Below are 13,370 nucleotides of genomic sequence, written 5' to 3'. Positions count from 1 at the left end.
TCCTGTAAAATCAATAGGTTACGCGTGGGTTTTGGTAAAGCTTTTTCGCATCTTTGGGTATGTTATTATTCTATTGGCGATAAAACAATACACATGAAGGATTTTTATGAAAAAATTGATTTTATCTATAATCCTCTCAATGTTAGGAACCAAAGGGATATTTTGCTACGACGAGATTTTTAACATCAGTAGGTGTTTGGGATGTAGTTGGAACCGAAAAGAAAGCCGCCGGTGATGCTGCTACGGTTACTGGTGGTGGAGTATTTTGTTCTGGTTCAGCTAATAAAGCTTTTAGATGTTCTATCTCCGCTTGATTCGCTTTTATTCGAGCTTGTTTCTCTTTTATTCGAGCTTCTGCTTCTTTTGTCTTTTTGCGTGCTTTGGCCGTCCTAGTATCCATCTGCTTGCGTTCATTGATGTGTTGACGGGTTTCTTCGCTATACTCTTGTAGCTCATCAGGCGAGAGAGAGAACATATAGACACTCCATTGCATGCTGTTGACATGATAATGCATACAATTAAGTACGACTTTTTTTAGGTGCCTTAATAATGAGTCTGCTGCTCTTTCAGCATCGGAACTTTTTAATTCATTGGGATTTCGCTCTCTGAATTTTTGCAAATCATCTCTTACAGACTGGATCCGTCGAAAATGGTACTGTAATTGCTCTTTTAATCGAGCGTCATTCCTGTGAGCTTCGGATTTTTTATCCGTGTGAAACATCAATAATAATTTTTTAATGATCGCGGCAATCTCAACATGGTGTTGCTGTACAAACTCTACGGCGTTGCCTGAATGTGCATCCAACGCCTCTTGAAATTCGAACCAGCGTTTTTGGAACGGAGGAAAGAAATAGAAGCCAGCGCCTAAACGCTCAATCGCTCCCAACATGAGAAAGGCAAGCTTAGGAATAGAATCTTCTGTCCATATTATTGGTTCTTTATTTATTTGATACAACCAGCGCTCTGGTTTTAATAGACTATTGGCTAAATCAGCGTGAGGAACCATGCGTCCAATTTCTTGAAACCAAACACTTAGAATCATTTGCGTGATCTGATTTAAATCTGCACAGAAATCTTTATGAATCTCTTGCACTAAACGGTAGAGGTTTCTTTTATCAAAAAAAGGAATTTCATCTTCTTGGAAAGCCCATTCTTCGGTGCTTACATACTCCTTGATCTTGGCCATTAGACGAAGTTCCTGTCGAGAGAGCAGCCATTGTAGAAAGGATCCCTTATGGGGATAACCATGATACTCAAACCAGTCCCTCATAAAGAAATCAGCACACAGTTTATTTAAGGCCGGATCCAGCAAGGACTCCCAGTGTTCAACCGGCGTAGTTTTTTTTCGGTTGAATGTAAAAAATCTCTGTGATTTTAGAGGGTTCTCGCCTAAAATCCCTTTTTTAAACGTATCTGGCCAGTCAAACGTACTCATAAAACTTTCAAATAAAGCCAGTGCTGTCGATTGATATTCCAGAGCGTGTTTCTCTTTATCTACCCATTGGGTGATGAGTTGTTCATGCAATGAAAAATATAACCAACAACCTTCCCGTATCAATTCAGGGGATTGAAATTTTTTATTTCGAACCGCTTTTCTAGTGGATTTTCGTAATCGTTCACTGATGCCGAGTAGCCGTAAATATGAGGTTTCTGCAGCGCTGGGTGTCTTTGTATACAACGATGTCAGTTGGCTAATACACGTTTGTATCCATTGCTTCAAGCGTTCTATCCAGGAAGGGGATAAATCCAGTGTGCTGGTAGTTTCTATGAGTTGTGTTAATTGTTCCAATAAAAGTTTTGATAAATGTGCTGTTTCTTTTTCTTTTAGTGATGAGTCATCTATTTCACCGATGTAAACATGTAGCACGCCAATCATTTTAGTATAGCGATTATAGGTACTATCTTCTTTATCGGGAAACGGGCAGTTTTGAGTTGTATTACGCAGCTCATCCAAAAATTGTTTGAAGTAGAAGTTCAGTGCGTGCTGTTGGATCGTGAGTAAAGCGTGATCCACTGTGTGGTCGATGGGTTGTTCATGGATGGCTCTATAGACTAATTGGCGTAACTGATTTAAGTAAGCCGCTTTAGGTACTTTTGTCATCACCAGAGTGGCATGCTTTGTCCATGGCATTGCTGGTAGCTCAACTAATTGATCACGATAGCATTCTGTAGCGTTTTTTCTATAGACATACATCACAAGTAGCTTTAATAATAAAGCAGACGCCCAATCATTTTGTGTATTCTCGTCAGTTAGGTGTTGCTGTCCCAGCAGGCTGTTGAATTCTTCAGTGAGTAGCTTATATCCCTGTTTAATGGTCACTGAGCTTGTCTTTTTCAGTTCTATCTGCAAGGGTTCGAGCCAATCGGATGTCCATACGAGACTCTTGATTTGAGATATCGGGAAACAATTTGTTATCCAGCGGTAGAGAAGTGGATTGCGCTGCAACAACTGGTTTGCAGAGTCTGTACCGGGAGTGTTGGTTTTAGGAGGCATTGCTACATCCTGGTAAGTTAAGATTGGCAGCTTCAGTATTTGATGCTCGTGGTGTAGTTGTAGCTGGAAAGAAAGCCGCCGGTGATGCTGCTACGGTTGCTTGTGATGTAGGCGGTCGTCCTTTTTTAGCTAATAAAACTTCGTGTAGACGTTTTTTCTCTGCTTCTGTCGTTTGTTCTTGTGTTTCTGTCTCTTGTCCTCGAGCTTCTGTCTCTTGTCCTCGAGCTTCGGTTCTTTCTGTTTCTCTGCTTTCGTCAGTAGTTGTCGGTGTTTCTGTTCGTTGCGCAGTCAGCCCCGAACCCGAAGCGGACCCAAGATCATTTTCCTTCAGTTTTTTGATGTCTATAAGAGGGCCTGTGACGAACCTTTCCATTATCTTATATAAAACACTGCTACGGCCAAGTGTGGCTTTCTTGCTCATGTTCTTATAATTTTCTTCCAAGTCATCTAACACGTTGCTAATGCTCTCTACATCTTCTTCCGATAATAGAGTACATAAATCGCCAATATATATTCGCACACTGTCCAGTCGCTCTTGTCCGACTTCAGGTTGCCCTTGTTCAACTTTAAGATTAGATCTAATTCCATTTCTAAATGAACACCCCCATCGTTTTATGAGCGGTAATTCGTTGTAATACTCCGGCTCCATTCTCGCTAAAGCTGACAAATAGTAATCTAGCAAATCTGTAAAAATAATCTCTAGTTTTTTTACCATTTTAGGTGGCACACTGCGCAACGCCTTACTGTTAGTAATGATAGACAGCGTTTTTTTGGAGTCCTTGACGATAGCTTGTATGGAAAGACTATTATTAATCGCGACTAGTGATGATGTTGGTGCTGGGTTAGGCGTGTTTGTTGAAACTAAGAAGCGATCGGTAAATAAATGAAAGAATAGAGGCACCCTATCTATTTGACATTCGGTGCAAGCGTAAAACCAAGCTTTCTTTCTTGAGTCATCTTTTTTTTTATCCGGGTAAAAATAATGCGTGAGTTGCTTGGATCGGGAAGAGGTTTTAGTATTTTCTTTCCAGTCGCAAACCCCATTCGGATCGACTCCTCTATAAATCACATAGGATAAATCATCTAGGGTTGGTACTTGCTGTTCTTTATCTGCTTTATTGATGGTTTTAGTCTGATACAAATAATGAAATAAGCTGATGGTTGAAGAGGGAGAAGAAATCTCATTACAGATACGTCTTTGGGCTTGCTTGATACGTGCTACGCTCGCTTGATGTGCTTGATTTTCGTGTACCTCGGAAGCTGTTGTTTGTTTTCTGGGGAAGGCGTTAATTATCTCTGTATAACGAGATTGACTTCCCTCCAACGCCTTTTGTAACCGTTTAAGATCGGCAACAACATCTTTGGATAGTTGCCACATCTCAAGAGAGATGGGGAGAGATTTTTGTCTTGGGTCATCTGTGCGATGCTTCGATCCAACATTCGTCGTAAATGATTTTGGTAACTGGATCAAGGTATCATTTTTTTTCCAGATAGCGCCCCAGCGGCTGCCTCGATGTTCTTGAATAAGCTCATCAGACAATAAGCTTTTTTCAAGTGCTGATTTTATGTTGTCTTCGCTAAAACAACAGGGTAAAACTAAAATTTCTTTGTACAGTTCGATCAAACTCTGTTTTCTTTCGTTTGTTCTGAGCCACTCTATTAGCAAGTGCCGATCCTTCAGTTCCCGTCGCAGTTCCTCCAGTTGCCGTTCTACTGGTCGCTGCTCCTCCGGTTGTAGTCCTTCCAGTCGTTGTCGCAGTTCCTCCAATTGCTGTTCCTCGTAATCCTTATCCGGTAACCATACTATTTCTATTATTGTACTGAGAAGCCGAATAAGTTGTATGCACTTCTCGATTTGCCAATTGCGTAAACTGCATGCCATCTTATGAGCCTGCTGATCGACTTCAATTTGTTCCATCTCGTATTCGGAAATAGCTTTAGGTAAGAAAATATGAGCCATCAGTAATTTTTCATCCTCTTTGGCAGCGTGCACATCCATCGTATGTAGAAAAATACGCTGCCCGACTACTCTCTGTTTAGCTTCAGTTAGTAGGGGAGCCCAATCTGGTTTGGTCTCAAATGGGTTGGTCAGTTTTGCTTTGTAGGCTTGTTGAATGGTTATGAATAGCTTGAGGATATCAGTACAGGTAGTGGCAAGTACTGGATTGTTTGGCAGGAACGCATGCATTCTTTGCGATATTTGATCAGGGTAATTCATGCACAGTTGGATGATTTGCTGTAATGGATCATTAGGCCGCACTCTACGGAAAACGCTAACAGTGCTTGAGTTTGTTGCAGGTCTCAAGTAGATGGCACTGAAGCTTTGATAAACCTGGGCAGCAATTGCTTGTTCTTTTTTTTTCAGTTGTTCAATGCAACCCTCAATGCTTTTTAAGCGGTTATTATATCGAGTGATTACGCTTGGCGCTTTTGGCTCTTTCTCACATAATAAATCGGCGATATACAACGTTTGACGAGGTGGCAATACAAGCGAATCAATAAATTTTGTGAAATTGTTTTCAAAGATTTGAAAGTAGCCTTTAATCCTTCCTACATAGGAGAGGAGCGTGCGGTAGTCATTAGAGGTCAATACAGAAACGAGATTTGTTAAAGCTGTCTCGATTTCTATAAAACTTGTTAGTGCCTTTTCTAAATCACTAACACGATCATTTAGGTCAGTCAGATACTTTTCAGCTTCTTTTTTAATTTTCAGAATAGCTTTGTCAGCATTGTCGGTAATCTTAAAATCGTAGCGTGTTTTTGCATTTCGTACTATTTCCTGATTTGGATGTTTTTCATCTTGGCGTTTTTGATACTGCTTTTGGGCGAAATGTACAATAAAGCTCCCTCCTTTATGAGCGTTATGTAAAGATTCTTCGATCAATAATAAACGATGCAGATATTCAAATAGTATATGTATGGCTTCAGCCGCCGTGATTCCTGCTGCTACCGCCGTGGCTCCTGTTGCTGCTGCTGAAAGCATTGCTATCCCCTGTAAAGTAATTTTCTAATAAAACTCCGTAGAGTGTATGGTAATTGAATCTATTTTATAAATAGATAAATTAATTATCCTTAATATACCATTTGCTAAACTAATATTCAGTTTAACGCACTCTGCATTTATAAAACTTATAAAAATTATCGTAGTAATAAAAATAATTTATTCTGATAAATATCAATTTAATAAATAGAAAACATATTTATTTTTTTTATTGGTATAACCGCTTATTAAGTGTGAATATTATACGTTCTAGCCGTTTCTTATTTAGCGTTTGACAAGTACACCTATTTAGTGTACTATCTTAATATGAGTGATATTTTCGATGTTCTTTTATCTGCAAAGGCTAAAAAAGACTTAAAAAAAGTCCCCTTGCCTATCGCTGTTAAACTTCAAATATGGGTAGATGCAGTAGGCCATCACGGGCTAAGTGAAGTCAGGAAAATACCTGGCTATCATGATGAGCCTTTAAAGGGAAAGAGGAAAGGACAACGCTCAATACGTCTGAATATTGCTTATCGGGCTATATATACTATCAGTAAATCAGGCCTTATCAAATTTGTAGAAATTAGGGAGGTTAATAAACATGAGTATTAAAAGTAAAAAAACAGAGAAAACCTTAAAAGAAATAGAGAAAATTACTAAGATTCAACTTAGTTTTGGAAAGCTCATTTGGGCTATTCGTCAAGCCGATGAATTATCTCAAATTGATTTTGCAACTAAACTTAAGATTAGTAAGCAACATTTATGTGATATTGAGCACGAACGTAAATTTGTTAGCCCTAAGTTGGCATCAAAATATGCTGAAATATTAGGTTATTCAAAAGAACAATTTATTAGATTGTCGCTTCAAGATCTAGTTGATCGCGACGGCTTAAATGTACAAGTGGAAATTGTATCAAATAGGCCTAGAAGACATGATAATAATTCAAGAATGGCTGCTTAATGTTGTTTTAGATCCTTCTCAATAAATGAGCAGGGTTTAAAGCTTAGCACAGAGAAACCGCATTGTTTTTTATTGCGACTGATAAATAGGTTCAAAAAATTGATATTAATCTTTCTTTTTACTAGGAAGATTTTTTATAGCTTTAATAACTAGCTCAGTAACAGTCATGCCTTCATCTATAGCTCTATGTTGAATCTCTTTATAAAAAGCTATAGGAACATTTATGTTCATTCTAATAGAATCTTTCGGTGGTTTTTTGCCCCCCGTAGAAGATTTTTTTTCACTTTTAGTCATTTAGATACCATTGTTTACATTTAATACACATTATTAAAGTTTACTACATTTATAGAATAAGTAGATACGCACCCAACAGGATAAGTATTTACTTATCCTGTTGGGTTTGATAAAGTAGAAGAGTAAATATTAAGCGTTCCCCAAGGTCTGATACACCTTGAGGACAAACACAACCAACTATGTGGAGTTAGTTATGACCGCAAACGTCAGTTTAAATCAATTAGTCCATCTGAAACAACCTGCCAGCGATTACCTATTTCAAATCAAAGGTTTAATTCGGCAATTAAAAGAGCTTATAGACGAAGCGACTAATCTCTTATTTCACGTTCAAGTTAAATCCAAATCGAGTGATAAGCTATTAAAAAATGGTGATATCGCTCTAATGGATGTTAAGAGATTGCACAAACTTTCTTCTAAAAGGTTGATTGTAATAGAAGCGATCGTGACCGAATTAATCCTTCGTAAAAGAAAATTAAACCAACTCTATCAAGATTATTTCAGTCCACTGCTAGAAGAGAGAGCTTAAATAATAATGCCTCTCAATTTAAGTTGAGGGGCATATTTAAATCCAAACCGGTCAAACCCCAGTTAAGGGGGACAGTTACACAGGTGATACTAACACCCTATCGCTGTCTGACCATTTATCTCAACAACTAAGACTAAGTTAGGAGTCGAGCATCATGGCTGTATTAAGCTTATACCGATCGTCTGATCGAATCAAATTCCTTTATAGAAAATCTAGCATCTACATGGAGTCCTTTTATATGGAGTCCATCTACCTGGAATTACAATCAAATTTTTCTAGATTCATAATAATCATATCCAAAATAAAAAGAGAATGTGTAATGTATATCGGTGCCTTTATATTTCGATGCAGCACTAACTCTCAGTTACGTGGGGGTTGATATGAGCATCAGTAGAAGAATTCGAGATGCTTCCTGGCATGAAACTATTGTACGGGAAAATGATTACTATAATGCGCTAGCAGGATTGTCATTAGCAAACAAAGGCATTAAAAATCCTAATTTTTTACAGCTACGAATAGAAACATTGTTTTTATCGCATAAATTTCTAAGAAATTCAATTTTTTTTATTGATTTTTCAGAACAAGAGCTTAGGTGTCTTTTTCTAACCTCATGGGGATTTGAGGTCAAAGAAATAGCTGAGATACTTGAAATAGAAGAAGACAGCGTAATTAAAATTCGTGCCAAATTTTCTCTAAAACTAAACGCTAAAAACATTCCTCATGCTGTATATAAAGCGTGGCATGCAGGAATTTTAATGGTTGATAACGTGGATTTTATTCTCCAGCCCAAAAATAAAAAAACTCAATTCATTCAATAAAATATAAGAACTAAGGGAGTTGAAAATTCCTAAATATAAAGGAGTTTTTTAATTTCTATAAATTTTTAAAGATTCTATACGTTACCAACATAAAAAAGGAGTAAAAATGAAAAATCAAGAAGAGCAAAAAAATGCGTTAGGTTTTTATAGTGAATTAACGAGATCGTTATATAAAAAAAAGGCCTTAGTGATTGATGATGATCCTGTGAGTTGGTATTTACATAGGCATTATTTACAAAAACTTGATTTTTTAGTTGATGTGGTCAGTACACGGCAAAACGCACTGAAGCATGTTTATAGAAAACAATATGGGTTAATGATCACAAATTTGCGACTTGGGCCTAATATTGATGAGTTCATTATTACTCAACTTCGCCAACTACCCTCGCTGAACAGTAATACACCTTTGATTGTCGTAACTGCGGCAGAAAGTAGTTTGAAACCCAGGTGTATAAAAGCTGGCGCAAAAGAATTTGTTGTTAAGCCACTTACCATAGAAATATTGGAATCTATTTTAAATGAAATATTTTATCTCCCAAAAACTCAGTCTTTTTGAGAGCGGCTAAAAATTGAATTATTAAGAATAATATAATTACTCAGATCGATAATAATATATAATTTATTTTATTCTGAGCTATTATTTTTTTTAAGATACTGAAAAATAAGTTAGTAAGATTAGTGTCTAAATTAGCTAACCACTCCTGTAGTTAGCTATATGTGATTGATTTTTTTTAAGTCAGGTGTTTTTTCTTGCTTTTCACTTACTCGTTTTTGAGTTATTGATCTTGGTATAGGAAATAAATTAAAGCTCATCCCCAATTGAGTTGCCATTGTTTCTATAACTCGAAGATTATGCCAAAAAAAAGAATGATTTTCTTTTTCAAATATAGATATGTGTGTCCATACATTAGCCTTTACTAATTTATTTCTATAACCTTCGCTATCACTTCTGAAACGATCAAATTCTCCACATAAAAAGTAAGTAGGTGGTAAATTGGTCAAATCATTTGACCGATAAGGGGATATTATCGGGCTTTTAGGGTTACAAGTACCTTGTTGTAAATAGAGCGTTATAAACCATTGTGCTAGTGATGAAGGAAAACTATCTTTGTTTTCAAAATGTGAATATTTTTTTAGGCTGCGTGATAAATCTGTTATAGGTGAAATTAATAGTTGTAAAGATATTGGAAGTTTATCTTTTTTTGCTTGAATAGCTGCTAAAGCGGCAAAATTTCCACCGGAGCTATATCCCGAAATAGCTATTTTTTCAGGATCAATTTTTAATTGTTCTGAGTTTTTAATAATAGATTTAATGCTAGCATAGACGTCATTAAATCCAATTGGGCATGGATATTCTGGAGCCAATCGATGGTCAAGATCAATAACTTGACAACTAGATTTTTCGGCTAGATGGCTACAGGTTATATAAGCATAATACCGTGCTTCTGCGCTATAACCTGTGCCTCGAATATGTAATACTGTAGGATAGAGTCTATTAATCGCTAAGCGAGAAGGTCTGTAAATAAAAGCCGTAAGTATATTGTCGCTTTTTAATGGAAAAAAAAGTGGTGAAATCGTTACATTTTTAGCCGCGGTTCTTTTTTCTTTTTGTTGTAAACTTAAAATGAACTTACGATGTTCACTAATAGTGTAGTTCAAGGGCATTAAAATTTCTTATATTTATTTTTTTATGTTTGCAGTTATTATATAATAATCAAGTAATCCTTTTTCGTGAGCAATTTTCCAATTCATATCCCAAATGCTGGGATCATTTTGTTTTACCCAAGTGTCATATCCCAACCAAACATATTGACTAATATTTTCTAATTTTATGTTTTGAAATGAATATTCTTCTAATAAATTTAAAACTTCAGGTAATGCAGCTATTTCTCCATCACTACTATCTGATAGGAGCGCAGGCCTTGGCATGAGAGTGAGTAATTCTTCAAAACGGCTTTTATTTTTAGCAAAAAATGTAGAAATAACGAGTTTACCGTTAGGTGATAAAACTCTGTAGAATTCAGGAATAGCATGCGGAGCATTAAAGTGCTGAAATGCTTCTATCGTATAAATTTTATTGATACTTGAATCTGGCATTGGAATAGATTCAGCAGCGCCTTGTAAAAACTGTAACTTTCCTAATTCAACTAAAGAGAAATGCTTTTTTTGTGAATGTTCTGTATGAGCCGCTAAATAGTCTAGGCCAGTTATAGACTTTATAGAGTGAGAGGAAGATAGTAGAGCGCACCCCCCACCGTGACCAGAACCTATTTCTAAAACTTTATCTTGATCATCCAATGATAATCGTTGAAAAACTTGATGATAAAGATTTTTATTTGCTTCAATGACATCGTATTCAGATATAACAGTTGGAACATTTTTCCAGTAACCGAAGTTAATAAAGTCACCTTTAAATAAGGTAGCTAAATCATTTCCAGAATAAAGTTCTATAAGGTTTTTTGGATTATACATATGTAAGATTAAGTATTATTATTTTAATATAAATAGTAATACAAGAATGTTTAAATAGCGACCCCTATTTTTAACAAGCCTTGAAATGAAAAAATATATACATGAAATGGTTTTACTGGCTAAAGAAGCAGCTCTTAATGCTTATGTTCCTTTTTGTAAATTTAATATCGGTGCATGCATAAGAACGATCGAAGGTAAATTATTTAATGGTTGTAATTGGGAAAATGCAGCTACACCGCTTAGTCAATGTGCTGAAACTTCGGCACTTAGTGCCATGCTAACGGCAGGCTATAAAAACATATCTGATATTGTTTTAGTAACCCCTAAGCTAGTTTGTATGCCTTGTGGTGCCTGTAGACAGCGTTTAATCCAGTTTTCTGACTCGAAAACTAACTTTTACTCTTATAATATGGACAATGAGCAATTGAAAGCTATAAAGTTGAATGAACTTTTACCCGATAAATTTACTTGGGAGCTTTCTTAATATAGACTTCTACGGTAAGTATACCGGGCATTTTTTATAAGGGAGTGGTTAAAAAAAATAATGCAAAACCTCAATAAATCAGAATTACTTAATATTATTGAAACCCAACAACTGGAAATAAAAAAACTTAAAAATAAATATAAAAAAGAAATTTATACCTTAAATTTTATTTTAAAGAATTTACCAGGAAGTGTTTATTGGAAAAATAAAGAAGGCGTTTACTTAGGTCAAAATAGTTATGCTAAAAAACTTACGCATAAACTTGGATTTAGTGAGGTTGTTCTTGGGAAAACAGATTATGATCTATTCCCTAAAGTAGTGGCAGATAACTTTAGAGAAACAGATTTAGCTGTGTTATCGGGAAAGAATTTAACGATGGAGGAAGTAGTTACTTTGCCTAACGGCAAAAAAAGAATTTTTTTATCCTCAAAAATTCCATTGCCAGATAGATCTAAAAATATAGTGGGTGTTTTAGGTATATCTATCGACATTACTACTAGAAAAAAGGCTGAAGACGCCTTGAAGTTAGCTAAAGAGAAAGCAGAAGCGGCAAACCAAGCAAAGACCAAATTTCTCGAAAACATGCGCCATGATATACGTACGCCATTAAGCGGTATAGTGGGTTGTGCACATCTGATTCAAATGCAATCGGGCCTTCCAAAAAAAGTGACTGCATTTGCTGATGATTTAGTGCTATCAAGTGAGGCTTTATTAGGGTTTTTGAATAAGATTTTGGAAAGTATTACCGTGTCTAGCGGTGAAATTCCACTGTTAAGAAAGCAATTTAATTTAAAAGCAGATTTAGAACAGATAGTACGACTGAATAAATCCCAAGCCGTGCTAAAAGGCTTGGAATTAAGTTTAGATTATGATGAAACAATTCCGACTTGTTTACGCGGTGATGGCGTCCGGGCGCAACGGATTATATTAGAGCTGTTGACGAACGCCTTAAAATATACCGATAAAGGGTTTATTAAAGTCAGCGCACGTTTAATAAAAAATGAAAAACATGAAGCCATTATTGAATTGCGTGTCAGCGATACAGGAATGGGTATCCCTGAAGATAAGCATAAAGAGGTTTTTGACCGCTTTACTCGCTTGACGCCTTCATATCAGGGCATCTATCCAGGAACAGGATTAGGGCTTTCGGTCGTTAAACAATTTGTCGAAGACTTAAATGGTGAAATTCATATTGAGAGTGAGGTAGGGAAGGGTACAACATTTATTTGTGTCATTCCTTTTCAAGAATCCTTATCCCAGGATGAAACCCCTACAGAATTATCAGAAGAGTTAAAAGAAAATAGTGTTTTGTCAAAAGGAAGAGCAGCGAATGAAGCATTAGCGTCCGAAGTTGTTAACGCTAATGGAAGTCATATTTTAGTGGTTGAAGATAATATGATAGCGGTCATGGTGGCACAAAACGTGCTATCAGCACTTGGCTGCCGGATAGATACAGCACCTGATGGAAAAACAGCTGTAGAAAAAATAGAAAAGAATCATTATGATCTGATTTTAATGGATATGGGATTACCCGATGATGACGGCTGTGAAGTAACGCGGCGTATTCGATTAATGCAATGGCAAAAAAATCCCTCGGTGCCGATTATTGGATTAACAGCGCAGGTTGAGGATGATAAGAAACAGAATTGTCTCGCAAATGGAATGAATGCGGTATTTAATAAGCCGCTGACACCTGAAAAAGCCTCTGAGATATTAAGTGCTTTTATTTCACATAAAGGCCAGTCCCAAAGAGCGATCCATAAAGGCATAGAATCTCTACAATCGATTTCTATTTTAAACATAGAACAAGCCGTTAAGCTTGTAGGTAAAAAAGAAGTTGTAAAAGAATGTTTAGATTTGCTGGTAAGTGGGCTTAACAAAGAATTAGACATTATCAAACAACAACATAAAGAGAATGATTGGCAAGCGATTAGAAATATGGCACATAAATGGAAAGGTGGAGCAAGTTATTGCTGTGCAAATCGTTTAGAACAAGCTTGCGAACAGCTAGCAGCTGTTCTACGAACAGAGTCGCTTGAAGAAGCGGAAGTGCTTTATCAGCAGTTAATTCAAGTGGCTGAAGAAACCAAAGAAGCAGCTAGAAAAGCGATTGCCTAGGGATAATTAATTTTAAGCCATTAATGCTTACTAAAAAATCCTTTCTTCTCTTTTTCTGCCGAGGAATCGTGTTGTGGTGGATTAGAAAATACAGAACACGATCCAGGTAAATTCACTTGAAATGGCGTGCAACCAGAAAGGATAAGCATGTTCATGGCTATTCCGATTAAATAGACTTTTAAGCGATTGATTTCTTCTTTAAGATTAGCGAGTTGCATCT

At 36.4% G+C, this 13,370-nt stretch carries 13 protein-coding genes; 7 read left to right on the top strand and 6 right to left on the bottom strand.

Features of this window, described 5'->3' with window-relative positions:
* Positions 1-142 precede the first annotated feature (142 nt).
* Positions 143-2,494: a coiled-coil domain-containing protein gene (locus KX723_RS09065; protein ID WP_218814014.1), complete on the bottom strand. Its 2,352-nt coding sequence runs from the start codon at positions 2,492-2,494 to the stop codon at positions 143-145.
* Entirely contained in the window at positions 2,484-5,477 is a 2,994-nt protein-coding gene (locus tag KX723_RS09060) for a hypothetical protein (protein WP_218814013.1), read from the bottom strand. Before KX723_RS09060 ends, KX723_RS09065 begins: the two co-directional genes overlap by 11 nt.
* A 324-nt stretch (positions 5,478-5,801) precedes the next feature.
* Between KX723_RS09060 and KX723_RS09055 the strand changes: the two genes are divergently transcribed.
* Both KX723_RS09055 and KX723_RS09050 read left to right on the top strand, forming a co-directional pair.
* Positions 5,802-6,089: a hypothetical protein gene (locus KX723_RS09055; RefSeq protein WP_218814012.1), complete on the top strand. Its 288-nt coding sequence runs from the start codon at positions 5,802-5,804 to the stop codon at positions 6,087-6,089.
* Complete coding sequence (locus KX723_RS09050; RefSeq protein ID WP_246562453.1) at positions 6,079-6,438, top strand: helix-turn-helix domain-containing protein; 360 nt, start codon at positions 6,079-6,081, stop codon at positions 6,436-6,438. The genes KX723_RS09055 and KX723_RS09050 overlap by 11 nt, the downstream gene beginning before the upstream one ends.
* Positions 6,439-6,543: 105 nt before the next feature.
* On the opposite strand, the gene KX723_RS09045 is transcribed toward KX723_RS09050, so the two are convergent.
* Positions 6,544-6,732 carry a hypothetical protein gene (locus KX723_RS09045; protein WP_218814011.1) on the bottom strand — a complete coding sequence of 63 codons (189 nt, stop codon included), beginning with the start codon at positions 6,730-6,732 and terminating at the stop codon, positions 6,544-6,546.
* Positions 6,733-6,925: 193 nt separating this feature from the next.
* Between KX723_RS09045 and KX723_RS09040 the strand changes: the two genes are divergently transcribed.
* The 3 genes from KX723_RS09040 to KX723_RS09030 all read left to right on the top strand — a co-directional run bounded on the left by KX723_RS09040 (position 6,926) and on the right by KX723_RS09030 (position 8,632).
* Positions 6,926-7,258 (top strand): hypothetical protein, encoded by a 333-nt coding sequence (locus KX723_RS09040; RefSeq protein WP_218814010.1) that lies wholly within the window; start codon positions 6,926-6,928, stop codon positions 7,256-7,258.
* 329 nt (positions 7,259-7,587) lie between these two features.
* Entirely contained in the window at positions 7,588-8,076 is a 489-nt protein-coding gene (locus KX723_RS09035) for a LuxR C-terminal-related transcriptional regulator (RefSeq protein ID WP_218814009.1), read from the top strand.
* Between the two features lie 106 nt (positions 8,077-8,182).
* Positions 8,183-8,632 carry a response regulator gene (locus KX723_RS09030; protein ID WP_218814008.1) on the top strand — a complete coding sequence of 150 codons (450 nt, stop codon included), beginning with the start codon at positions 8,183-8,185 and terminating at the stop codon, positions 8,630-8,632.
* Between the two features lie 155 nt (positions 8,633-8,787).
* Here the strand turns inward: KX723_RS09030 and KX723_RS09025 are convergent, their stop codons facing one another.
* Positions 8,788-9,735, bottom strand: a complete 948-nt coding sequence (locus KX723_RS09025; protein WP_218814007.1) for an alpha/beta hydrolase — start codon at positions 9,733-9,735, stop codon at positions 8,788-8,790.
* 21 nt (positions 9,736-9,756) lie between these two features.
* A complete protein-coding gene (locus KX723_RS09020) occupies positions 9,757-10,548 on the bottom strand; it encodes a class I SAM-dependent methyltransferase (RefSeq protein WP_218814006.1) in 792 nt (263 codons plus the stop codon).
* An 85-nt stretch (positions 10,549-10,633) separates the two neighbouring features.
* On the opposite strand from KX723_RS09020, the gene KX723_RS09015 reads away from it, so the two are divergent.
* Positions 10,634-11,032, top strand: coding sequence for a cytidine deaminase (locus KX723_RS09015; protein ID WP_218814005.1), 399 nt, complete (start codon positions 10,634-10,636; stop codon positions 11,030-11,032).
* Positions 11,033-11,092: 60 nt separating this feature from the next.
* A complete protein-coding gene (locus tag KX723_RS09010; protein ID WP_218814004.1) occupies positions 11,093-13,150 on the top strand; it encodes an ATP-binding protein in 2,058 nt (685 codons plus the stop codon).
* Positions 13,151-13,170: 20 nt separating this feature from the next.
* Here the strand turns inward: KX723_RS09010 and KX723_RS09005 are convergent, their stop codons facing one another.
* On the bottom strand, positions 13,171-13,368 hold the full coding sequence (locus KX723_RS09005; RefSeq protein WP_218814003.1) for a hypothetical protein: 198 nt from the start codon (positions 13,366-13,368) through the stop codon (positions 13,171-13,173).
* Between the last annotated feature and the right edge of the window lie 2 nt (positions 13,369-13,370).

The sequence above is a fragment of the Rickettsiella endosymbiont of Dermanyssus gallinae genome, from assembly GCF_019285595.1.
Lineage (GTDB): Bacteria > Pseudomonadota > Gammaproteobacteria > Diplorickettsiales > Diplorickettsiaceae > Rickettsiella_B.
The sequence above is the reverse complement of the archived record's forward strand: the minus strand, read 5'-3'. Positions and strand labels throughout refer to the sequence as shown.